Genomic DNA, 23,562 nt, shown 5'->3' on the forward strand with positions numbered 1-23,562 from the left:
CATGTCTTATCGTGAGCTGGTATTCACGGTAGCTGCTGAAACTGCGGAGCCTTTGGGTGACGCGCTTTTGGATTTGGGCGCCCTGTCCGTCACTGTTGAAGATGATGCTGCTGGTGGCTATGACGAAAACCCACTTTACGGTGAGCCAGGCCTCTCTCCAGAAGTGCAAGCGTGGGATAGATCAGCAGTAACCGCTCTCTTTAATCCAGAGATTGATGCTTCAGGCAGCGCAGAATTTATTCCCGAACTACTCGCATCCCTTAAAGAGGCAGGCTTTCATCTAGCACCTCCTCAAGAAAAAACAGTTGAAGAACAAGACTGGGTTCGCTTAACCCAAAGTCAATTTGCACCCATTCAGATTGGTGAGCGGATTTGGGTAGTGCCATCTTGGCACGATGCACCAACCGATCCCAATGCGATCTGCCTTGCAGTGGATCCAGGTCTCGCATTTGGCACTGGGAGTCACCCAACCACGCATTTATGCCTTCTTTGGCTTGGACAACAAAGTCATTTGCAAAATCAAAGTCTCCTGGATTACGGTTGTGGCTCAGGCATATTGGCAATTGCTGCCGCAAAGCTGGGCTGTAACCCAGTGATTGGTACCGATATTGATCCACAAGCGATGGTTGCTGCTCGCAGCAATGCAGAAATCAATAACACCACCATTCGCTTTGTCTTGCCAAACGAAGGCGCACTCGAACTGGCTGCCGAAACCAAATACGACATCGTGATGGCCAATATTCTGGCAAATCCATTGCAAGTGCTGGCTCCTGCCTTAGTCAACAAGATGAAAGTAGGCGGACGTATTGTTTTATCTGGTGTACTTGCCCGCCAAGCAGAAGAAGTAATTGCTACCTATAGCCAATGGCTAAAGCTCTCCGTTTGGAAAGAGAGTGAGGGTTGGGTTTGCTTGCACGGCACCTTAAACAAGGATTTGCAAAGCAACTCTGAATCTACTTTTGCTGCACCTGCTCAAAAAAAAAGTCTTAAGTTCGCCCTTCTAACTGCTTTACTTCTACTACTCCTAGTTTTTGGAGAGCATCTCTCCAGAAATTCATTGCTTCCCGCATTAGCGCCACGCATTGATGAAACATCGAATTCCATTTCCGTTAGTGCATTTCATTTTTTACAGCGCATCGATGCAAAACTTTGTCGTGTACTAGGATGTCTAGATCGCACTGTGAGCGATTTTTCTGCATGGAAAATAACTTCAGCCGCACTTGCGCCAGAAAACGCGCGAGAAGGCCTTAAAAACCCTGCAAATCAATCTTTGTTGCAAGTGGAGATACAAAATCGTCTAGCTATTGCCGTTTTAGCTCCAAATTTAGAAATTTCTTTGACTGATGCAGAAGAATCTGAAATCAAATCACTGCAATTCACTCCGCAAGAGTGGCTACCGAAAGCTTGGCAAGAATCTCATCCTGATTTTTTAAAAAAAGGGATTCCTTCTGGCGAATTGCTTCAACTTGAGTTGCCTATTTCTCTGCCACCAAATGCTGCGGGCTATCGTGTTCGAGTGCTCTATCCCTAAATCGATTCATAAACACTATATTTACCCCCAATTTTTTATAAAGAAAGTAATTTATGGCTAGCTTAATTTGTGGCTCTATCGCCTACGACACCATCATGAACTTTGAAGGCAAATTTGCCGATCAAATCCTGCCTGAGCAGATTCATATTCTGAATGTAGCCTTTTTGGTACCAACTATGCGCCGTGAATTTGGCGGATGCGCTGGCAATATTGCATACAACCTCAATCTTTTGGGCGGCGATCCGATCATCATGGCTACGGTGGGTGGTGATGCTGCGCCCTACATGAGCCGCCTTGAGCAACTCAAAATTGATGCAAGCCATATTCGCCAGATCGATCAAGCCTTTACTGCGCAAGCGATGATCACCACCGATCAAGCTAATAACCAAATCACTGCTTTCCACCCGGGCGCCATGGATGAATCCCACCTGAACCAAGTCTCGGCAGTTATGACTGAGCGTAGCAAGAACGCTAAGGCTCCAGCGAAATTAGGAATCGTTGCGCCCGACGGTCGCCAAGGAATGTGGGAGCACTGCCATCAACTAGCCGATGCCAATATTCCTTTTATCTTTGATCCAGGCCAAGGTTTACCAATGTTTAATGGTCCCGAGCTTCTGGAATTGGTAGATATCGCTAGCTACTTAGCGGTAAATGACTATGAGGGAGAAATGCTTTCTCAAAGAACAGGCTTGAGCTTGGTCAAAGTGGCTGAGCGAGTCAAGGCACTGATCGTTACTAAAGGCGCCGAGGGGGCGGATATTTATGTTGATGGCAAGGTTATCGCGATTCCACCGGTACCGGCTGCAAAAGTAGTGGATCCAACAGGTTGCGGAGATGCATTCCGCGGTGGATTGCTCTTTGGTTTAGAAAATGGCATGGACTGGGACACCACTGGCCGCCTCGCTAGTCTCATGGGTTCAATCAAAATTACCCACCAGGGACCACAAAATCACCAACTCAGCAAAGATCAAATCGCAGAACAATTTAAAGCGGCGTTTGACTTTAGCTTCTAAATCGAAATAATCCTAGGCAGCATAGGATTACTTATTTCTTCTTCTAAAAATAAAAAAGGGGTCTCGTGAGAGACCCCTTCTAGTAACACCCATCCGATTAAGGACGTGTGCCAGTTGGGAAGGGCCAAGCAGCAGCAGGATTCAACGCACTAGTCGCTGGTGCAGCTTTCTTAGCCACGGGCTTTTTTACAGCAGAGCCCGCTTTCTTCGCAGTAGGCTTACTTACTTTTTTTTTGCTACTTTACGAGCTACTTTTTTAGCAGCAGGCTTCTTAGCAGCAGGACGCTTTTTAGCAGCTACTTTTTTAGCAGCAGGCTTCTTAGCAGCTACACGCTTCTTAGCAGCAGGACGCTTTTTAGCAGCTACTTTTTTAGCAGCAGGCTTCTTAGCAGCTACACGCTTCTTAGCAGCAGGCTTCTTTTTAGCTACTTTTTTAGCAGCTGGTTTCTTTGCAGCAGGTTTTTTCTTGGCGATTGCCATATTAATACTCCTTCACGTGAGGATTAGTACAAACTACATTAAGAAGACCCGACCATTCATTTCCACCTGGTTTTGCAACCTTTTGGATCTGACGAGCGAGCCATTCATCGGCGCACGGCTTGATGCTAGGTGCTGCACGCTAATGAATCCTGGAAAAAAAGCCGTGGTCCCAAAGGACAACGGCTTCTTAAATGTGCTGGAAAAAATGGAGAGAATAGCCCTGGCACCCTTGAGCAAGGGTTTTCGGATTTGAGTCTGTTTTTGCTGACTTCTTAAACTATCCAACCGTCTAATCTCCAATTTAGCCGGCTATGCGCTTACTTACTGCTGACTACTCCCAACTTAGCGCACCGCCAGTTTGATACTCAATAACGCGTGTCTCAAAAAAGTTTCTTTCTTTCTTAAGATCAATCATTTCTGACATCCATGGAAATGGATTCTCTTCATTTGGGAACATCGCGTCAAGTCCTATTTGCAAACATCTGCGATTACAGATGTATCTTAGGTACCCTTTGAACATCGGAGCATTCAATCCGAGTACTCCGCGAGGCATCGTATCTTCGGCATAACGGTACTCTAATTCAACTGCTTTTTCGAAGATGGATTTGATCTCGTCTTTGAACGCAGAAGTCCATAACTGCGGGTTCTCCAGCTTGATTTGATTAATCAAATCGATACCGAAATTGCAGTGCATTGACTCGTCGCGAAGGATGTATTGATACTGCTCAGCAGCACCCGTCATTTTGTTTTGACGACCCATTGCAAGTATTTGCGTAAAACCAACATAAAAGAACAAACCTTCCATCACGCAAGCAAAAACAATAAGTGATCGGAGCAACTTTTGATCGTTTTCTAATGTGCCAGTCTGAAAATTCGGATCAGTTAAAACATCAATAAACGGAATTAAGAATTGATCTTTAGCGCGAATAGATTCAATTTCGTTGTACGCATTGAAGATTTCAGCCTGATCTAAACCTAAAGATTCCACAATATATTGGTACGCGTGGGTGTGAATTGCCTCTTCAAAAGCCTGGCGCAATAGGTATTGACGGCATTCTGGAGCAGTAATGTGGCGATAAGTACCCAAAACAATGTTGTTTGCTGCCAAAGAATCTGCAGTTGTAAAGAAACCCAGATTGCGCTTGATGATGCGACGCTCATCTTCTGTCAGGCCATTCGGATCTTTCCAAAGCGCGATATCGCGGTTCATATTGATCTCTTGTGGCATCCAGTGATTTGCGCAACCAGCTAAATACTTTTCCCAAGCCCATTTATATTTAAATGGAACCAACTGATTTACGTCAGTCTTGGCATTAATGACGCGCTTGTCAGCCGCATTAACACGCAAGGCAGCGCCACCAACTGCAGCAGCTTGCGCTGGGGCAGTAGCAGCAACTTGAGGGGCTACTTGAGCAACCTGATCTACCTGTGGGCGCTGTGGCTCGACCGCAACCGGTTGCGGTGCAAGATTCGCCTTGGCTAGTGCCGGAGCGACTTCTTCTTCCCAATTCAACATAACGTTCTCCTAATTCTTCTATTCTGACCAATAAGCAAATCGCTTATTGACATGCTTCACATTCTTCGAAACCAGCATCGCCTGGGCGCATTGTGCAAACTGGGCCATCAGCTTCTTGTGCGGCTGCCGCATCTGTACCATTTACGCCACCACCGCTAGAAACCGAGTTCAACTGACCACTAGCAACGGTTGATTTCTCAACGTGAGTTGCAGCCATTGTGCGGAGGTAATAAGTGGTTTTCAAGCCACGTAACCAAGCCAACTTATAGGTGTCATCCAATTTCTTACCGGAAGCGCCACCCATGTAGATGTTGAGTGACTGAGCTTGGTCGATCCATTTCTGACGACGTGAAGCAGCTTCAACCAGCCAGCTTGGCTCAACTTCAAAAGCAGTTGCATACAAATCACGTAAATCTTGTGGAATGCGGTCGATTTTGGACAAAGTGCCGTCAAAGTACTTCAAGTCAGCAATCATCACTTCATCCCAAAGACCGCGATCTTTCAAATCACGAACCAAGTACTCATTTACCACTGTGAATTCGCCTGAAAGGTTGGATTTCACGAACAAGTTTTGGAATGTAGGCTCAATACAAGCTGAAACACCAATGATGTTTGAAATCGTTGCTGTTGGGGCAATCGCTACGCAATTAGAGTTGCGCATACCGTGTTGCTTGATGCTTGCACGTAAACCGCTCCAATCCATAGTAGAAGAGTTATCCACCTCAACATAACCACCGCGCTCAGCCGCCAACATGGCTACTGAATCCTGCGGAAGAATGCCACGATCCCACAAAGAACCCTTATAGGTGCTGTAAACGCCGCGCTCAGCTGCCAATTCATTTGATGCTTGGTATGCGTAGTAGCAAACCGCTTCCATTGAAGAGTCAGCAAACTTCACAGCCTCATCGCTAGCATAAGGAATACGCTGCATATGTAAGCAATCCTGGAAGCCCATGATGCCCATGCCCACTGGACGGTGCTTCAAGTTGGAGTTACGCGCTTTAGCTACTGCGTAGTAGTTGATATCAATCACGTTATCCAACATACGCATTGCAGTACGAACGGTTCTTTGGAGCTTCTCGTGATCCAAAATCATCTTGCCGTTGGCATCTGTAGTCATGTGAGCAGTTAAGTTCACAGAACCCAAGTTACAAACCGCAATCTCAGTCTCGTTTGTATTGAGGGTAATCTCAGTACAGAGGTTAGATGAGTGAACTACGCCAATGTGCTGTTGTGGGCTACGGATATTGCAAGGATCTTTGAAAGTAATCCATGGGTGACCTGTTTCAAACAACATACCGAGCATCTTGCGCCACAATTGCTGCGCTGGAATACGACGGAATGGCTTCAATTCACCACGATCTGCTTTTTGTTCATAGGCAACATAAGCCTCTTCAAATGCTCTGCCGAATTTGTCATGCAAATCTGGAGTATTTGATGGTGAGAACAACGTCCAATCGCCACCTTCCATTACACGTTTCATGAACAAATCGGGGATCCAGTTTGAGGTATTCATATCGTGGGTACGACGACGGTCGTCACCAGTGTTCTTACGTAACTCCAAGAACTCTTCGATATCTAAGTGCCATGTTTCTAAGTAGGCACATACCGCACCTTTACGCTTACCACCTTGGTTCACAGCAACTGCAGTGTCGTTCACCACTTTCAAGAATGGCACAACACCTTGTGATTTACCGTTAGTTCCTTTGATATGGCTTCCCAACGCACGAACATTAGTCCAGTCATTACCCAAACCACCAGCAAACTTAGACAGCAACGCATTTTCTTTCAATGCTTCGTAAATTCCATCCAAATCATCATCCACTGTCGTCAAGTAGCAGCTAGAGAGCTGTGGGCGAGTTGTTGCTGAGTTGAACAATGTTGGTGTGCTGGACATGAAATCAAATGTAGACAGGATTTCATAGAACTCGATTGCACGACGTTCGCGATCCATCTCATTCAAAGACAAGCCCATTGCAACGCGCATAAAGAAAGCCTGTGGCATTTCAATACGGCGCTCTTCAATATGCAAGAAATAGCGGTCATACAAAGTTTGCAAGCCAAGGTAGTTGAACTGCAAGTCACGGCTGGCATTCAAGGCTGCAGCCAGGCGTGGCAAGTCAAACTCACGCATGCGTGGGTCCAGCAACTCAGCAGAGATACCTTCATTGATGTACTTCGCAAAGTAAGTGCTGTATTCAGCTTGTGTATCACCTTGCAATACTTCCTTGCCAAAGATTTCTTTACGAATCACGTGCATCAAGATGCGTGCTGTTACTTGGCTGTAGGCCGGATCTTTTTCAATCAAAGTACGGGAAGCCAAAATAGCAGAGTCATATACCTGCGCCATTGGTACGCCGTCGTACAAGTTCTTGATAGTCTCAGTAATGATTGGAGTAGCGTCAATATGAGTACCCAAACCTTCACAGGCTGCCTCAATTACAGTACGCAAAGCGGCCATATCAAGCCACTTCTCAACACCGTTGTCAGTTACCTTGATGCCAGACTCGCCAGCTTGATTTGCGTTCTGTGCTTCTTGGGAAACTTCTTGCTGAGCGGCGCGCTCTTGATTGCGCTTTTCACGATAGAGAACGTAAGCACGAGCAACGTTGTGCTCGCCACTTCGCATCAAAGCCAATTCAACTTGGTCTTGAATATCTTCAATATGGAAGGTTCCACCGTTTGGACGACTACGCAACAACGCTCGCACAACAGAGTGAGTCAACTGCTCTACCTGTTCACGAACACGTGCTGATGCAGCACCTTGTCCACCATTAACCGCTAAAAATGCCTTCGTTACTGCAATCGCAATTTTGGATGGCTCAAATGCTACAACTGAGCCATTACGGCGAATAATTTTGTAATCAGACAATTGAGTTGCCTGAGTGCCACCAACACCACCAGCCATAAAGCTGGCAGAAGGAGCTTGGTTTACCGCCCCTGCAGGACTCATTCCTGGATTATTCGCTCCAGCTGCTTGGCCTGCTGTCTGTGGATTAGCGTATGTCATGTTGCTCCTGCGTATATATAGTTATTTGGACAAAATATTGTTAAAAAACAATGGGGTATTGCTAGATTCAAACACTACATCTAGTGTCTTGAAGCGGATTAGGCACTAAGTATAGGGAAATATTTGATAATTGGTAAGCTATTTATGACAAATATTTATTAGTACTTTTACTAAGTTTTCCACTTATTTTGGGGTGATTTTGGTGTGGGATTTTTAGCCCGTTTTAGATAAAGGCTAAAAAAGTAAGCGTACGCTCACATACAAAAGGAAGACTATCGAGGACTTAGACCAAAAGGTAGTCGTTCAGAAGGAATGCTTGTCTCTTTTTGGAACTTTTTCCAGTCAAAATAAATTCCAGGATCTGTTTTGCGATCAGGTGCAATGTCGCTGTGTCCAGCAAATTGCAAATGAGGATATGTGACTGCCAATTTCTGAATGAGATTTACCAAGACTTGATACTGAGTATCTTCAAATGGCGAATCTCCATCCCCCTCTACCTCAATACCAATCGAAAAGTCATTGCACTTTTCCCTGCCAAAAAATGATGAAACACCAGCGTGCCAAGCCTTGTTCTGTGTAGAGACAAACTGGATTAACTCTCCAGAGCGGGCAATCAAGAAATGGCTGGATACCTTTTGGTCAGCAATCTCTGCAAAATAAGGATGCGCATTTGAGTCCAGCTTATTTTGGAAAAAATCCACAATATGCTGACTAGACGATTGATTTCTAAACTCGCCTGGCGGAAGACTGATGTGATGAATCACCACTAGATCGGGGATAACACTTTCTGGTCTAAAGTCTTGGTTAGGTGAAATTCTCCAGCGCGCATCACCGACCCAACCTTGCGAATCCAAAGTCTGGAGATGTTCTTTTGAGCAATAAAAACGGTCGTCATAAGTTAAGGCTTCTGACTTGGGTAGGTGCACTTTGCAGCACTGACATTGAACCATCACTTCAGGTGTAGCCGGCTTCTCAGCCTTATTTTTATTGGGCTCAGAGGTATGCCCTACATTCGTTGCGGCCTGCTTCTTGCTCTTAATCCAGAGGTAAAAAAGTCCAGCACCTGCAAATAATAAAAGCCACTTAAACAAAGCTTAAGCTCTCTGAAGGATGACTTCAACTACAAAGCGACTACCGACATATGCAAGCAATAAGGCGGTGTAAGCGCTCAATACCCAGCGAATAGCAGCCCTGCCACGCAATCCAACTCGCCAACGTGCTATCAATAGACCTGCAAATAAAAACCAAGAGATCAAAGCAAAAATCGTTTTGTGATCAAACACTAGAGGTTTACCAAACAAGGTTTGCGAGAACAGTAATCCGGAGAAAACAGTCAAGCTAAGCAATCCAAAACCAACGTAAAGCAAATTAAATAGGATACTTTCCATAGTCATTAAGGGTGGAAGTTCTTCCAGCCAATGCGCAAAACGACTGTTAGGAATAATGGCCAACTGACGATGCAAAGCACGATCTTGTACGCTCATCAGCATGGCATGCATTGCCGCTAAACTCAGCAACCCCACCGCGACCGTTGCAACAACAAAATGGCCTTTAAACCAAGGATCTGCAACAGCCTTGGGAGAAATTAAGATACCTGGGAAAACACTGGGAAGAAACGCGCAAATCATTGCAAACATTAATGCCATCCAACGCAAGCTGGAAATGGGTAAAAACCAAGACTGAAACCAATAAAAAGCCAAGCCAACCCACGCAATTAAGGACAAATCTTGTGCAAACCCAAATACAAAGCCTTGTGGGGTGAATACGGAATCATGAAGTTGCGCCCCATGAATCACCAAAATTACAAAAATTGCAGCTTGCACCAAAGTGCCAGACACCCCAGACTCAACGCCGCTCTTGGCTTTGAAGCTCAAAATGAGTAAAAGCGCTAAATAAAGTGCGGAAGGAAGCCATCCGTAACTTGAGTAACCTAAAATATCCATGTGGAAAGTCTAATCGATAAATGCTAGAAAACCTCACCGACCGTCTATCTCGCGTTGTTAAAACAATGCGGGGCCAAGCCCGCCTCACCGAAACCAATACAGCAGAAATGCTACGGGAAATCCGTTTAGCCCTATTGGAAGCTGACGTAGCGCTACCGGTAGTCAAGTCTTTACTGGAACAAATTAAATTTAAAGCCCTTGGCGAGGAAGTGGTTGGAAGCCTCAGTCCTGGACAAGCTCTGGTTGGCGTAGTTCAACGTGAACTCGCCCAAGTCATGATGGGTGACACCAATCAAAGCGGCGAACTCAATCTTGCTACCCAACCTCCTGCAGTCATCTTGATGGCCGGCCTACAAGGTGCGGGTAAAACGACATCCGTTGGCAAACTCGCCAAGTGGTTGCAAGAGAAAAAGAAAAAGAAGGTTCTGACTGTTTCTTGTGACGTCTATCGTCCAGCTGCGATTGAGCAATTAGAAACTGTTACTAAGCAGGTTGGTGCTGAGTTTTTCCCGAGCGACATTAGTCAAAAGCCAAATGACATTGCTGTAGCTGCTCTGGATTGGGCACGTCGTCATTACTTTGATGTGGTAATTGTGGATACCGCAGGACGTCTTGGCATTGATGAAGCTCTGATGCAAGAAATCAAAACTTTGCATGCCAACCTCAATCCAATCGAAACCTTGTTCGTAGTTGACGCCATGCTTGGTCAAGACGCGGTCAATACTGCTAAAGCCTTCCATGAAGCGCTCCCACTCACCGGCGTGATCCTAACGAAGCTAGATGGTGACTCTCGCGGTGGCGCGGCACTTTCAGTACGTCAAGTAACCGGTGTACCACTCAAATTTATCGGTGTCGCCGAGAAGATGGATGGTCTAGAGGCATTTGATGCTGAACGCATGGCCAATCGCATTCTGGGCATGGGCGATATTCTGGCTCTAGTTGAGCAAGCCCAGCAACACGTTGACGTTGCCAAAGCAGAAAAATTAGCTAGCAAGATTTCTAAAGGTGGTTTTGATCTAGAAGATTTTCGAGATCAACTCATGCAAATGCAAAAGATGGGTGGCATGGCTAGCCTGATGGACAAGTTACCCAGCCAAGTTGCCCAAGCGGCCTCCAAAGCAAATCTCAGTAATGCAGATAAACAAACTACGCGTATGCGCGGCATTATTGATAGCATGACTCCTCGCGAGCGCAGAAAGCCTGAATTACTGAAAGCCAGTCGTAAGCGTCGCATTGCTGCCGGCTCCGGCGTAGAAGTGCAAGAGGTCAATCGTCTGCTAGCTCAGTTCGAGCAAATGCAAACCATGATGAAGCAATTCAAGGGTGGAAAAATGGCGCGCACCATGGCCACCATGGCTGCAAAAGGAGCCGCCAAGGGTATTGGCGGGCTCTTTAAGAAATAATTAATTAACTAAGCTCTTTGCTGCTTGAACTGCAGCAAGCACTTTTGCTTTGATGTCATTTAGTGGGATGTTCTGGGACTCTGCATCAGTCCGACCCTTAAATTCCACTTGAGAATCTGCCAAGCCGCGATCGCCAATCACTACGCGGAATGGCGCCCCAATCAACTCCCAGTCAGCAAACATCGCGCCTGGACGCTCATTTCGGTCATCCAGGATCACATCAATTCCAGCCGCTAAGAGCTCATCGTGCAACTGATCGCATGCGGCTTTAACTGCTTCTGATTTCTCGTAACCCATTGGGCAAATGACCACCTCGAATGGCGCCATTGAGATTGGCCAGATAATGCCTTTCTCGTCATGCCCCTGCTCAATGGCAGCACCAAGCAAACGAGTAACACCAATCCCGTAACAACCCATCACCATTGGCTGAGCTTTGCCCTGTTGATCTAAGTAAGTGCAACCCATTGCTTCTGAATAACGAGTGCCCAATTGAAATACGTGCCCGACTTCAATACCGCGGCAAATATCCACAACCCCTTTGCCATCCGGTGAGGGATCACCTATCACCGCGTTACGAATATCCAGCACCAAAGGCTCAGGCAAATCACGACCCCAGTTCACGCCAGTCAAGTGATACCCAGCATCGTTAGCGCCACAGACAAAGTCAGCCATATTGGCAACGGTGCGATCAGCAACAACAGCCACTTCAGTGCTTACCCCAACAGGACCTAAATAACCTGCTGGCGCATTGCAAGCTTGTTTGATTTCTGCTTCAGTAGCAAAGCGTGATTCTGCCATGCCAGGAATCTTGGTCGCCTTCACTTCATTAAGCTCGTGGTCGCCACGCACTAGCAACATAAATAGTTTGGCCGGACCTTTTTCTTGATCAGCAGCAAACAATAATGACTTCACTGTGTTCTCAAGAGGAATATTTAAGAACTTCGCTACCTCTGCGCAATTTGTCTTGTCAGGCGTTGGCACTTTGGCCATCGCAGCAGCTGCAGCGGGACGTGTGGCAAGTAAAGCCAAAGACTCGGCCGCCTCTAAATTAGCTGCGTAGTCAGAGCTAGGGCAATACACAATCGCATCCTCACCAGTATCGGCAATCACGTGAAACTCTTGACTACCAGAGCCCCCAATGGCGCCATTGTCTGCGGTTACTGCACGGAACTGCAGACCCATACGCTTAAAGATGCGGGTGTAAGCATCAAACATCATTTGATAAGACTTCTTGAGACCCTCAACATCGCGATCAAATGAGTAAGCATCTTTCATGCTGAATTCGCGACCACGCATGATGCCAAAACGAGGGCGACGCTCATCGCGGAATTTTGTTTGAATTTGATAGAAGTTCACTGGCAATTGCTTGTAACTCTTAATCTCATTGCGAGCCAAATCAGTGATCACCTCTTCAGAAGTTGGCTGAATCAAAAAATCACGATCATGGCGATCTTTGATGCGCAGCAACTCTGGACCCATCTTTTCCCAACGACCAGTCTCTTGCCACAATTCAGCAGGCTGAATTATTGGCATGAGCAATTCAATTGCGCCAGCACGATTCATTTCTTCGCGAATGATGTTTTCTACTTTGCGAATCACCTTCAAACCCAGCGGCAAATAGTTGTAAATGCCTGCGCTGAGCTTACGAATTAAACCTGCACGCACCATAAGTTTGTGCGAAACCACCTCAGCGTCGGAGGGGGCTTCTTTTAGCGTGGCGAGAAATGATTGTGAGGCTTTCATGTATGGATATAATCAAATCGTTGATTTTAAAGGATTTGAGGCACGATCATGCTTGACCGTGAAGGGTATCGCCCGAATGTCGGCATTGTCCTCCTCAACAGCCGTAACGAGGTTTTCTGGGGAAAACGCGTTGGGCAGCATTCGTGGCAGTTCCCGCAGGGCGGGATTCAGCATGGTGAAAGCCCTGAACAGGCTATGTACCGCGAATTGCAAGAGGAGGTTGGCTTACTGCCGGAGCATGTCCAAATTATTGGACGCACTAGGGATTGGCTTCGCTACGACGTCCCTGAGGAATACTTGCGCCGTCAACACGCCACTCGGGTCCATAGGGCAGCATACCGCGGTCAAAAACAAATTTGGTTTCTCTTGCGCCTAGTAGGCCTAGATAGCGATATCCAATTACGCGCTTCAGAACACCCTGAATTCGATGCTTGGCGCTGGGTCCCCTTCTGGATTCAATTAGATGCCGTCATTGGCTTTAAGCGTGAAGTTTATCAACTAGCGCTTTCAGAATTAGCGCGTTTCCTATCCCGTGGCATGCGCATGCAGCAACTCGCCTGGGGATCCCCTCTTGATTTAATTCAGTCTTTTTACGGTGGCCCTCACGAACATCCGAAAGACGACAACCCAAACGATCAATCCACATGACTATTTCTTTAAAGCGCTTCTATCTCTCATGCAGTACCGCAATCCTCGGCCTTGCATTATCTGCATGCGGTGGAGACGCCCTTATTAGTGGTGTAGATCCTTTTGCGCCCATGGTGTTTAAAGAAGGTACAACCGCCATGCCCCTGAACCCACCAAACCAATCTACCTTGGTGCCCTTTTACGTTTCTCAACGCACTATCTTTAAATTTGCAGTGGATACTGACTCAATATTGATTGGCGCAGATGGTATCACTCGATATATTGTTGTTATTAGCAGCCCCAGTGGAAGTCAACAAACTCAATATGAGGGTATTCGCTGCGATTCTTTTCAGTGGCGTCTTTATGGCAATCTAGAGAGCGGTGTTTGGAAAGAAAATCCTTTAGGTAGCTGGAAAAATATTCAAAGCGATATACCTAATCGCTATCAGGCTTCGTTAGCTCAAGGCGCTTTTTGCAACTTTAGCAATCAAGAAAAGAACATCAAAACCATTTTGCATTCTCTCAATCCGAATGGCTTTATTGGCGGGCAAAAGCCAACGAATTCAAACGGTATTCAATAAAAATTTGAAGTCTGCGTAACTGGCGCTTACTGAGCGCTCAAGTGGGTACCTATTTTCTCGCCTGCCATTAAGCGGGTAAGCACATGGGGTTCGCGCCCAGAGGCAATCACTGTTGCTGCGCCAGTTTGCACTGCAATCTTTGCTGCCAGCACCTTAGTCAACATGCCGCCCTTACTGAGCTCACTAGCAGCGCCGCCTGCCATTTTTTCTAAAGCAGGATCTCCCGCAATAGCATCCGCAAGCAAGGTGGCATTTGGATTTTGACGTGGATCCGCAGTAAATAGGCCGCCTTGATCAGTCAAAATCACCAAAAGATCTGCATGAATTAAATTGGTTACTAAAGCAGCAAGACTATCGTTGTCGCCAAACTTAATTTCATCAGTTACTACAGTGTCATTCTCATTGATGATGGGAACTACACCCAATTTCAATAAAGTATCGAGGGTAGCTCTAGCATTGGCATTACGCTCAGAATCGGCCAAGTCTGCGTTGGTTAGCAAGACCTGAGCACTGCGAAGATTGAAACGCGCAAAACAACTTTCATAAACCTGAACCAAGCCCATCTGACCAACTGCAGCAGCGGCTTGCAGTTGATGAATTTCTTGTGGACGCTTAGTCCAACCCAGACGCTGCATACCTTCAGCAATAGCACCTGAGCTCACCATCAATACCTCATGACCCGCCTTTAATAGCCCAACCATTTGCTCAGCCCACATCGCAATCGCAGCGTGATCCAAGCCTTCACCATTATTGGTGACTAGGCTAGATCCCACTTTGACAACAATCCGTTGAGTTTTTTTAGTATTCATAGCAAAAGGCGAGTGAAATATTTAATCTGGTTTTTTATCTTCTAGCTGACCTTGATAACGCGGATCTTGAGCGCGCTCATCCGCATCGTCTCGGTCACGACGTACAGAATCTAAATAATCCTGCAAAGAATAGCAAAGCTTATCGCAACCCAAGCCTGTTAAGGCTGAGATCTCAAAGACGGGGCCTTTCCATTTGAAGCGCTTTATAAAGTCAGCAACTACTGTCTTGCGATCTTCTTCGGGAATCATGTCCACTTTATTTAAGACTAGCCAACGTGGCTTCTCAACCAAAGCTTCGTCGTACTTAAGCAATTCATTCACAATCGCTACAGCATCTGCCACTGGATCAATATTCGCATCAAATGGAGCAATATCAACCAAATGCAGCAATACCCCTGTGCGTTGTAAATGGCGCAAGAAGCGATGGCCCAAACCAGCGCCTTCAGCCGCACCTTCAATCAAACCAGGAATATCGGCAATCACAAAACTGCGCTCAGCTCCCACACGCACTACACCCAAATTTGGATGCAAAGTGGTAAATGGATAATCCGCAATCTTTGGACGCGCATTCGAAACTGCAGTAATCAAGGTAGATTTACCTGCATTAGGCATGCCCAATAAACCAACGTCGGCCAATACTTTTAATTCAAGCTTGAGCTTACGACGTTCGCCTTCTTTGCCATTTGTCTTTTGGCGTGGCGCTCTATTCGTACTACTCTTAAAGTGAATATTGCCCCAACCACCAACACCGCCCTGCGCCAAACAAAGGCGCTCACCATGTGTAGTTAAGTCAGCAATGGGTTCACCAGTTTCATAGTCGGCAATGATTGTGCCAACCGGCATCCGCAACTCGATATCATCGCCAGCGCGACCATAGCAGTCAGCGCCACGACCAGGCTCACCATTTTTTGCGGTGTGCGTTTTTGCGTAACGGTAATCAATCAGAGTATTGATATTGCGATCGGCTATCGCCCAGACGCTTCCGCCCTTGCCGCCGTCACCACCATCTGGACCGCCAAATTCAATGAACTTTTCGCGGCGCATGGAGGCACTTCCGGCACCACCTTGCCCGGCAATCACTTCAATACGTGCTTCGTCTATAAATTTCATGAATAAAAAAGGCCTCGCTTAGCGAGGCCTGTTCCTAAGAGTTAAATTCGGAATAAATCTGAATCAAACGTGTCTCAGTCAGGCAGCCTTATGAACGAGGCAAGACTGAAACTTGGGCCTTCTTCAAAGCACCCTTAACGCCGAATTCCACTTGTCCGTCAATCAAGGCAAACAAAGTGTGATCCTTACCAATACCAACGTTAGCACCTGGATGAACACGTGTGCCACGTTGACGAATGATGATGCTGCCAGCATTAATATGCTCGCCGCCAAATACCTTAACGCCTAAGCGCTTCGATTCTGAGTCGCGGCCATTTCGTGTTGAGCCGCCGCCTTTTTTCTGTGCCATATCTTTCTCCTACCCTGAATTAGGCTTTAATCGTGTTGATCAAAATTTCAGTGAAATTCTGACGATGGCCTTGGTGCTTTTGATAATGCTTGCGACGGCGCATCTTAAAGATTGTCACTTTATCGTGACGTCCCTGGGAGACGACAGTGGCCATCACAGCTGCACCATTAACCAATGGATCACCTAATTTCAGTGAAGCGCCTTCGCCAACGGCGAGGACTTGGTCAAGAGTGATTTCGCTGCCGATTTCCGCTGGTATCTGTTCTATTTTCAATTTTTCGCCTGCAGCAACTTTATATTGTTTGCCACCGGTTTTTATGACCGCGTACATGGTTTGAAACCTCAATTAATATCTACATTTAAGCTAATCCACCCTGGACCAGCTAAGCCCATTATTATATCTTGCATGACGAGCACTGTCAAAACCAATGACTTAAGCCAAATTCTGGCCCCAATTGCCTTAGATTTCAAGGCCTTAGACGAGGTAATCCGTCAGCGTTTAGCCTCAAAAGTCGCATTAATCGACCAAATCTCGAGCTATATCATCCAGGCTGGCGGTAAGCGGGTCAGACCCGCCCTCTTGATGTTGGTGGCCAAAGCTCTGGCCAACGGCAAAGAAGCACCCCACACCCTGGAAATGTCGGCTGTAGTTGAATTCATCCACACCGCTACCCTGCTTCATGATGATGTAGTTGATGAATCTACCCTCAGAAGAGGTCGTGAGACTGCCAATGCCGCTTTTGGCAATGCTGCCAGTGTTTTAGTGGGCGACTTCTTATATTCCCGAGCCTTCCAAATGATGGTTGGCCCAAATGACCTTCGCGTCATGCAAATTTTGTCAGACGCAACCAATACGATTGCCGAAGGCGAAGTTTTGCAACTTCTCAATATGAATGACCCAGAAGTGGATGAAGCAAGTTATTTACAGGTCATTCGCTATAAAACAGCCAAGCTTTTTGAAGCCTCTACTGAGCTAGGTGCCATCCTGGCTAATGCCACCGATGCACAGCGTGAACAAGCTGCTGCATTTGGACGTCACATCGGCACTGCTTTTCAGTTAATGGATGACTTGCTAGACTACACCGCCAATGCTGCACAGATGGGAAAAAATGCTGGGGATGATTTACGCGAAGGTAAGCCTACGCTGCCACTGATTTACTTGCTAGAAAACGGCAGTAATGAAGAGCGTCTTTTAGTACGTGCAGCAATTGAACAAAACCAAGATTTACCAGATGATGTGTTTGCGCAAATCCTTGCCGCCGTCCAAAATTCTGGTGCTCTTGATTACACCCAAGCTGCAGCAAAACGTGAAGCAGATCTCGCCTTGGCTTGTCTTAAAGACTTCCCGGCAAATCAAGCCAGCACTGCGCTACAAGCCCTGTGCGCATACTCTCTCACGAGACAAACTTAAGATCCCAAAGTATTCAATCTGAGTTCACGCGCAGTCATTCGCACCTGTTCGGCCTCTTCACGCAAACGTGCAATTTCTTGCGGTGATAACTGCTCTAGATTGGAATAATTCAATTTCCACGACGGATCTTCTGACCATACCAATGGCGATTGAACCGTTGTGCGGGCTGCAGGAGCCGACTCTAAAAGCCGCAAGGCCAACTCAAAATTCAAATCCTGCGAAGGCACATCATTTGGTTTTGCAGCCGCATTACCCAACGGCAAATCACTAAATAAAAGTCGTGGCACACCGCAATACTCAACAATATCTTTAGCGGCGCCCATCACAACTGTTGAAATTCCTGCAGTCTCTAAATAACGTGCTAATAAACTTTGGCTCTGATGACATATTGGACAATTCGGAATTAATACCGCTACATCGACACCGTCGGCTTTCATCATTTCTAAAATGCGAGGGGCATCACTCTCTAATGTGTGGCGCTGACTGCGATTAGTTGGTAAGCCATAGAAGTTTGCTGAAACCGCGCCTATCCTTCCAGCTGTAAGCGCTCGTTTGGCAGCGTCCAGTGGGAACCAGCAATTGCCGTCTTCCATATTGGCATTCTTGCGATCAACCCCCACATGGGCAATTCGTAAATCGATACTTCCTTCGCTCGATTGTTGATATGGCTGATAAAACTTGGCTGCGGCATTGTAAGAAGCTCCCTGGCCCTGCGGCCCTTTACTGGGATCATGAGGAACGGCTGTAGTAATGAGGCCCAAAACAGATTGTGCAAGTGGCCTTTTCAGCGGAGTAAATGGCACATCACCATAGTGAGCCCAAACATAAGGATTCTCATAACCCAAACCCAAGTAGTAGCTGCGGGTGCGATCCATATAGCGAATCGGCTGATCCTGTTCTGGTGCAAATATGAGCTCAGAAGTCTTAGACATCAATTCATCCCTGTAAGATATTGCATATCAAATATTTAACCTCATAGGAACTCATTATGGCTCAGTGGCTTAGATTTCAACATCAAGGAAAAAGTGGTTTAGGACAAGTACAGGGCGACCAAATCGCAGTGTATGAAGGTGACTTATTTAAAGGACCTAAGGCCACCGGCGAAACCCTCAAGCTGGCTGATGTAACGATTGATATCCCATGCACTCCTTCCAAGATGGTTGCCATGGTCGATAACTTCCATGCACTGGTAACGAAGCTTGAGCATGCCGTACCTGTAGAGCCTTTGTACTTTCTCAAAGGAAATAACTCCTTCTTAGCAGCCAACCAAGTGATTCGCACTCCCAAGTCCTATTCCGGAAAAGTCGTTTATGAAGGGGAGCTTGGTATTGTGATCGGCAAACGCTGTCATGAAGTAGATGAGGCGGAAGCAGCTAAAGCCATCTTTGGCTATACCTGCATCAATGATGTCACCGCAATTGAAATCCTGAACCGCGACCCTGGTTATGCACAGTGGACTCGCTCTAAGAGTTTTAATACCTTTGGCGTATTCGGCCCCTACATCACTACCGATGTAGATCCGAGCAAGCTAACGATCAAAACCATTCTCAATGGTCAAGAGCGTCAAAACTATCCGATTACGGACATGATTTTCGCGCCCGCAAAATTAGTGAGTCTGATTACCCAGGATGTGCCGCTTGAAGCTGGAGACATCATTGCCTGCGGCACTTCCGTTGGTGTTGGCTCCATGAAACCTGGTAGCAATGTCAGCATTATTATTGATGGTGTTGGACAACTAGATAATCGCTTCGAGTAATACTTCGAATAACTTCTAGTGCCAAAAAAACCCTTGCCATGATCAGTAGCAAGGGTTTTTTATTTGGAGAAACTTTACTTTTTTAGTAGCCCGATACCGATGGCAAGGCCAAGCTTCCTTTAGAAGCCTGAACATTTTCATCCAAGTACTTGGTCAAAGCAAATACAGTATTTAAGCAAGGTGTTGGGGTTTGGGTGATCTTGCCTAACTCAATCACCGACCCTAACAAAGCATCAATCTCCAAGCTACGGCCCGCTTCCAAGTCTTGCAACATCGAGGTTTTGTGCTTACCCACTTTTTCAGCACCAGCGATACGACGCTCGATATCCACACGGAAAGTCACGCCCAACTTCTCAGCAATCGTCTGCGCTTCGGCCATCATGTTGCGAGCCAGCTCTTTGGTCAATGGGTATTGGCAAATACCTTCCAAGGTGCCGTGCGTCAGAGAGCTAATTGGATTGAAAGTCATATTGCCCCAAAGCTTGAGCCAGATCTCTGAGCGAATGTCATCCAAAATTGGAGACTTAAATCCAGCTGCGCCCATCATCTCCGATATCTTCTGAATGCGCTCAGTATTCTTGCCGTCCAACTCACCCAATGGGAAACGATTCCCTTCAACGTGACGAATGACCCCAGGAGCCTGCGTAAAGGTGGCTGGATATACGACGCAACCAATAATGTTTTCTGGATTGATGGCGTTCTTAGCAACACCACCAGCATCTACTGTTTCCACTGCATGATCTTGATACTCGCCGCTCAACTTCTGGAAATACCACCAAGGAATTCCGTTCTGCATTGGGATCAAAATAGTTTCGGGAGCCATGATGGCCGCCAAATCATCAATGATCGGCTCCACTTGATGAGCCTTCACCGCTAGAATCACAACATCAGGAGTTTCAGCATCACGAATTTTTTCTACCGCTTTAACTTGTGCAACCAAAGGTTCTGGTTGGTCATCCATAATTAAAGCCAGGCCACGCTCTTTAATTGCGGCTAAAGTAGCACCGCGCGCAACAACCGTTACCTCATTGCCGGCGCGCGCCAACATGACAGCCAAGTAGCCGCCAATAGCGCCACCCCCGCCGATCACACAGATTTTCATAGGAACCCCTTAAGAACAAAAAATTTTGAATTAGTTTCATATTAGAGGAGATTTTTTTGCAATGGAAATTAATCTCATTTGCCTAAATATTAGGCAAATCGCACTCTAAACCGCTTTTAAGGAGTCTTTTGGAACCAAGCTTCCTAAAATCATACCAACAATACTAGCCATTAGGCCAGCTAATTGAGGCGGAAGAATGGCATTCGGAGCCAAAATCTCACAACTGATCCAGATGGTTAAGCCTCCAACTACAGCTAATAATCCCCCCAAGGAGTTTGCTCTAGGCCAGTAAACCCCAAACGCTAACGGCACAAATGCGGCAACTAGAGTCACTTTATAGGCGCTTTCCACCATCTTAAAAATAGAAAGCTCCGAGTTCACCGCAAAGAAAGTGACCACTACAGCAAAACATAAAACCGTAATCCGCATGACCTTTAACAAATCATGATCAGATAAATGTTTGAAAAAACCTCGCACAATATTTTCAGCAAACGTTACCGATGGCGCCAATAGGGTAGCGCTGGCACAACTCTTAATGGCTGAGAGGAGTGCACCAAAGAACATCACTTGAGCAATCAGTGGCGCGTGATTCAGAATCAGCTTAGGCAAGATCATCTGTGGATCAGTGGTGAGGTATTCCTTGACCAAATCCGGGCTAATCAAGGTTGCCGAGTAAGCCAAATACATAGGCACAAAAGCGAAAATAAAGTAAAGCACGCCACCTAGCAAAGCTGCTTGGACGGCAATGTTCACATTCTTAGATGAGGTAATTCGCTGAAAGACATCTTGCTGCGGAATGGATCCCAGCATCATGGTGCATAAGGCAGCAACAAAGCCTAAGATCGAAGCTAAATTCATATCCGGCCAGAAGTTGCTAAATTGGCCAGCAGCAGCAGCATGCTCAATGACCACGCCTATGCCGCCAGTCTGCGAGGTCATCTCACCACCGATATAGAGCATGCCAACCACGATAATGATCATCTGAATGAAGTCCGTAATGGCAACGGACCACATGCCGCCAAATAGGGTGTAAATCAATACGCTAGCAGCACCAATCATCATGCCACCCGTCTGAGAAATACCGCCTTCAGAGACAACATTAAACACCAATCCCAGAGCTTTAATTTGTGCAGCAACCCAACCCAAGTAAGAAACAACAATACAAAGGGTTACTAAAACCTCAACTGTGCGGCCATACTTTTCACGAAAGAAGTCACCGATAGTGAGCATGCGACGGTTATAAAGATGGCGAGCAAAAAAGAGCCCTACCAAAATTAAACAAAGAGAGGAGCCAAAGGGATCTGCAACCACTCCCCCCAAGCCCTCTTTGAGAAAAGTGGCTGGAATTCCTAAAACGGTTTCAGAGCCAAACCAGGTCGCAAATACAGTGGCGGTCACAATCGGCAAAGGAAGGCTATGACCAGCCGCCGCAAAGTCAGCAGTATTTTTAACTCTGAGGGCTGCCCATAAGCCAATGCCAACTGAGATAACCCAGTAAATAATTACAAACCAAATTAGCACGCCCAAATACTCCTTGTGAAATTTGATGAAATTATATGGCTATGTCACTTTTGGTAGTTAGTAAAAAGTACCAATTTGGATCGCTCCACTGAGAGCATCGGTCTGACATAATTCAAGAGTGAGAACACCTGAGCAAACCCCGACATTGAGCCCAACTAACGATTTGGCCTACCAAAAGGCCATTCTAGGATCTGTCTCACGTACTTTTGCTCTTACCATCCCACTTCTACCCCCAAGCATCGAAAAGGTAGTCGGCAACACCTATTTGCTGTGCCGCATTGTTGACACCATTGAGGATGCCGCAGATTTAAGCCCGCAGAGCAAGCAAGCTCTTTCGGCGCTATTTTTAGATGCGGTGCTTGAGAAGGCTCCAGTTGAGACATTTGTTGCGCCTTGCCTCAACGCATTAAAAAATTACAGCAATCAAGATGAGTTGGATTTAATTTCTCATACACCCACTGTTCTGCGAATTTTGCATACCTGCTCTATCCAGGATCAAGTAGCAGTCAGTCGTTGCGTTTCCATCATGTCTGAAGGAATGTCGTTCTTCCATGGAAGACAAAACCAAGCCGGCCTTCAAGATCTTGCTGAGTTTGAGCAATATTGCTATGTCGTGGCAGGTGTAGTTGGCGAACTGCTAACAACCATCTTTAGCAATCATTCCCAAGCCTTTAAAGAAAAAATGGCCGGGCATGAAAATTTGGCAATCGCATTTGGTCAAGCGCTGCAAATGACTAATATTCTCAAAGACTCGCCAGAGGATAAGGCCCGTGGCGTCTCCTGGAAGCCAATCAATGTTAGTCATGAAGCACTTCTAAGGCTGGCCTATGAAAAGCTACAAGAATCGCTGCATTACATTCTGTTGATTCCTAAAGAGGAGCCGGGTATGAGACGTTTTTGCTTCTTGGCTTTTGGCTTAGCGGTAATGACTCTGTCAAAGATTGCAGATCGCAAAGAATTCGATAGTAAAGATGAAGTAAAGCTTTCCAGAAACACCGTCTTGAGTTTCTACGGCTTTACAAAGTGGGCCGTTAAAAGCGATATGGTGATGAAGATTTTTTTCAGCCTTAGCAGCAGATCACTCGCTAAATAAACAAACCTACAAAGCACCCTCATGCTTTAAAAGCCAGAGCTTGATTTGGCGATATAGGCCTGGGGAGTTTTCTTTCATGAAGCCGCCAATACCCTGAGCAGAAACCACTCGATGGCAAGGTGCTATTAGGGGGTAGGGATTGGCACCGCACGCTGTACCTACTGCACGCGCCCCACTCTGAATCTTCCGCGCCAATTCACCATAGGTTCTTGTTTGGCCGGCGGGTATATCTTGAATGCTCGCCCACACTTTTCTTTGATGCTCAGTACCCACAGGTTTTGTGGGTAAGTCAAATTGCCAATGAGGATCCTGGAAGTAAGCCTTGCACTGCCGCGCAACCTCTTTAGCCAGCTGATTCTGTGGGGTGATTAACGCTGTATTGGCGGGCAAATAATCCATTCTAGAAAGCATCAGGCTGCCCTCCACCATTTCCGTCGAAATGCCTAGACACCCAAAAGGTGCCGCAATAACACAGTAGTTAGCGCCATTTGAGCTCAAAGGGGTTGGTATGGAAGCCATATCAAGTGATTCTTACACAAATAAACAAGAGGGATGACAGGCCTT

20 protein-coding genes and 3 pseudogenes are annotated in these 23,562 nt (G+C 46.4%); 9 read left to right on the forward strand and 14 right to left on the reverse strand.

Annotated features, from left to right (window positions below):
• Nucleotide 1 precedes the first annotated feature (1 nt).
• The 3 genes and pseudogenes from prmA to ICE89_RS07130 all read left to right on the forward strand — a co-directional run.
• Nucleotides 2-922 (forward strand): annotated as a pseudogene (gene prmA, locus ICE89_RS11730) (50S ribosomal protein L11 methyltransferase); the annotation flags it as partial.
• 12 nt (nucleotides 923-934) lie between these two features.
• Complete coding sequence (locus ICE89_RS11735; RefSeq protein ID WP_255558778.1) at nucleotides 935-1,531, forward strand: DUF3426 domain-containing protein; 597 nt, start codon at nucleotides 935-937, stop codon at nucleotides 1,529-1,531.
• A gap of 53 nt (nucleotides 1,532-1,584) precedes the next feature.
• The gene (locus ICE89_RS07130; RefSeq protein ID WP_216263395.1) at nucleotides 1,585-2,544 is read left to right on the forward strand and encodes a carbohydrate kinase family protein; all 960 of its coding nucleotides are present in this window, start codon (nucleotides 1,585-1,587) and stop codon (nucleotides 2,542-2,544) included.
• Between the two features lie 97 nt (nucleotides 2,545-2,641).
• Here ICE89_RS07130 and ICE89_RS07135 read toward each other — a convergent pair.
• The 5 genes and pseudogenes from ICE89_RS07135 to ICE89_RS07155 form a co-directional block, all read right to left on the reverse strand.
• Nucleotides 2,642-3,018, reverse strand: a pseudogene (locus ICE89_RS07135) (histone); the annotation flags it as partial.
• A gap of 337 nt (nucleotides 3,019-3,355) precedes the next feature.
• A complete protein-coding gene (locus ICE89_RS07140; protein WP_216263394.1) occupies nucleotides 3,356-4,540 on the reverse strand; it encodes a ribonucleotide-diphosphate reductase subunit beta in 1,185 nt (394 codons plus the stop codon).
• A gap of 43 nt (nucleotides 4,541-4,583) precedes the next feature.
• Complete coding sequence (locus ICE89_RS07145; RefSeq protein WP_255537522.1) at nucleotides 4,584-7,448, reverse strand: ribonucleoside-diphosphate reductase subunit alpha; 2,865 nt, start codon at nucleotides 7,446-7,448, stop codon at nucleotides 4,584-4,586.
• A 374-nt stretch (nucleotides 7,449-7,822) separates the two neighbouring features.
• Nucleotides 7,823-8,641: a 1,6-anhydro-N-acetylmuramyl-L-alanine amidase AmpD gene (gene ampD, locus ICE89_RS07150; protein WP_255537499.1), complete on the reverse strand. Its 819-nt coding sequence runs from the start codon at nucleotides 8,639-8,641 to the stop codon at nucleotides 7,823-7,825.
• A gap of 3 nt (nucleotides 8,642-8,644) precedes the next feature.
• On the reverse strand, nucleotides 8,645-9,493 hold the full coding sequence (locus tag ICE89_RS07155; RefSeq protein ID WP_216265401.1) for an inner membrane protein YpjD: 849 nt from the start codon (nucleotides 9,491-9,493) through the stop codon (nucleotides 8,645-8,647).
• Nucleotides 9,494-9,513: 20 nt separating this feature from the next.
• Here ICE89_RS07155 and ffh point away from each other — a divergent pair, with 20 nt between their 5' ends.
• A complete protein-coding gene (ffh, locus tag ICE89_RS07160; RefSeq protein ID WP_216263391.1) occupies nucleotides 9,514-10,896 on the forward strand; it encodes a signal recognition particle protein in 1,383 nt (460 codons plus the stop codon).
• Here the strand turns inward: ffh and ICE89_RS07165 are convergent, their stop codons facing one another.
• Entirely contained in the window at nucleotides 10,897-12,639 is a 1,743-nt protein-coding gene (locus ICE89_RS07165) for a proline--tRNA ligase (RefSeq protein WP_216263390.1), read from the reverse strand.
• A 48-nt stretch (nucleotides 12,640-12,687) separates the two neighbouring features.
• On the opposite strand from ICE89_RS07165, the gene ICE89_RS07170 reads away from it, so the two are divergent.
• On the forward strand, nucleotides 12,688-13,287 hold the full coding sequence (locus ICE89_RS07170) for an RNA pyrophosphohydrolase (protein WP_216263389.1): 600 nt from the start codon (nucleotides 12,688-12,690) through the stop codon (nucleotides 13,285-13,287).
• Nucleotides 13,284-13,847 carry a CNP1-like family protein gene (locus tag ICE89_RS07175; RefSeq protein ID WP_216263388.1) on the forward strand — a complete coding sequence of 188 codons (564 nt, stop codon included), beginning with the start codon at nucleotides 13,284-13,286 and terminating at the stop codon, nucleotides 13,845-13,847. The genes ICE89_RS07170 and ICE89_RS07175 overlap by 4 nt, the downstream gene beginning before the upstream one ends.
• Before the next feature lie 29 nt (nucleotides 13,848-13,876).
• Here the strand turns inward: ICE89_RS07175 and proB are convergent.
• The 4 genes and pseudogenes from proB to rplU form a co-directional block, all read right to left on the reverse strand.
• Nucleotides 13,877-14,656, reverse strand: a pseudogene (gene proB, locus ICE89_RS07180) (glutamate 5-kinase); the annotation flags it as partial.
• Between the two features lie 21 nt (nucleotides 14,657-14,677).
• Nucleotides 14,678-15,766, reverse strand: a complete 1,089-nt coding sequence (gene obgE / locus ICE89_RS07185) for a GTPase ObgE (protein ID WP_216265402.1) — start codon at nucleotides 15,764-15,766, stop codon at nucleotides 14,678-14,680.
• Nucleotides 15,767-15,854: 88 nt separating this feature from the next.
• Nucleotides 15,855-16,115, reverse strand: coding sequence for a 50S ribosomal protein L27 (gene rpmA / locus ICE89_RS07190; protein WP_011902041.1), 261 nt, complete (start codon nucleotides 16,113-16,115; stop codon nucleotides 15,855-15,857).
• Nucleotides 16,116-16,134: 19 nt separating this feature from the next.
• A complete protein-coding gene (gene rplU / locus ICE89_RS07195; RefSeq protein ID WP_011902040.1) occupies nucleotides 16,135-16,446 on the reverse strand; it encodes a 50S ribosomal protein L21 in 312 nt (103 codons plus the stop codon).
• A gap of 75 nt (nucleotides 16,447-16,521) precedes the next feature.
• Here rplU and ICE89_RS07200 point away from each other — a divergent pair, with 75 nt between their 5' ends.
• On the forward strand, nucleotides 16,522-17,526 hold the full coding sequence (locus ICE89_RS07200) for a polyprenyl synthetase family protein (protein WP_216263386.1): 1,005 nt from the start codon (nucleotides 16,522-16,524) through the stop codon (nucleotides 17,524-17,526).
• On the opposite strand, the gene ICE89_RS07205 is transcribed toward ICE89_RS07200, so the two are convergent.
• The gene (locus ICE89_RS07205) at nucleotides 17,523-18,458 is read right to left on the reverse strand and encodes a glycine/sarcosine/betaine reductase selenoprotein B family protein (RefSeq protein WP_216263385.1); all 936 of its coding nucleotides are present in this window, start codon (nucleotides 18,456-18,458) and stop codon (nucleotides 17,523-17,525) included. The genes ICE89_RS07200 and ICE89_RS07205 overlap by 4 nt on opposite strands.
• Before the next feature lie 56 nt (nucleotides 18,459-18,514).
• On the opposite strand from ICE89_RS07205, the gene ICE89_RS07210 reads away from it, so the two are divergent.
• Nucleotides 18,515-19,282: a fumarylacetoacetate hydrolase family protein gene (locus tag ICE89_RS07210; RefSeq protein ID WP_216265403.1), complete on the forward strand. Its 768-nt coding sequence runs from the start codon at nucleotides 18,515-18,517 to the stop codon at nucleotides 19,280-19,282.
• A gap of 82 nt (nucleotides 19,283-19,364) precedes the next feature.
• Here ICE89_RS07210 and ICE89_RS07215 read toward each other — a convergent pair whose 3' ends face one another.
• Both ICE89_RS07215 and ICE89_RS07220 read right to left on the reverse strand, forming a co-directional pair.
• The gene (locus ICE89_RS07215; RefSeq protein WP_216263383.1) at nucleotides 19,365-20,384 is read right to left on the reverse strand and encodes a 2-dehydropantoate 2-reductase; all 1,020 of its coding nucleotides are present in this window, start codon (nucleotides 20,382-20,384) and stop codon (nucleotides 19,365-19,367) included.
• A gap of 105 nt (nucleotides 20,385-20,489) precedes the next feature.
• Nucleotides 20,490-21,905 carry a sodium:solute symporter family protein gene (locus ICE89_RS07220; protein WP_216263479.1) on the reverse strand — a complete coding sequence of 472 codons (1,416 nt, stop codon included), beginning with the start codon at nucleotides 21,903-21,905 and terminating at the stop codon, nucleotides 20,490-20,492.
• A gap of 118 nt (nucleotides 21,906-22,023) precedes the next feature.
• Here ICE89_RS07220 and ICE89_RS07225 point away from each other — a divergent pair, with 118 nt between their 5' ends.
• Nucleotides 22,024-22,998, forward strand: coding sequence for a squalene/phytoene synthase family protein (locus ICE89_RS07225; protein WP_216265404.1), 975 nt, complete (start codon nucleotides 22,024-22,026; stop codon nucleotides 22,996-22,998).
• A gap of 6 nt (nucleotides 22,999-23,004) precedes the next feature.
• Here ICE89_RS07225 and ICE89_RS07230 read toward each other — a convergent pair whose 3' ends face one another.
• Entirely contained in the window at nucleotides 23,005-23,517 is a 513-nt protein-coding gene (locus ICE89_RS07230; protein WP_216263381.1) for a methylated-DNA--[protein]-cysteine S-methyltransferase, read from the reverse strand.
• Nucleotides 23,518-23,562 lie beyond the last annotated feature (45 nt).

This window comes from Polynucleobacter sp. AP-Kaivos-20-H2 (assembly GCF_018882215.1).
Taxonomy (GTDB): Bacteria; Pseudomonadota; Gammaproteobacteria; order Burkholderiales; family Burkholderiaceae; genus Polynucleobacter.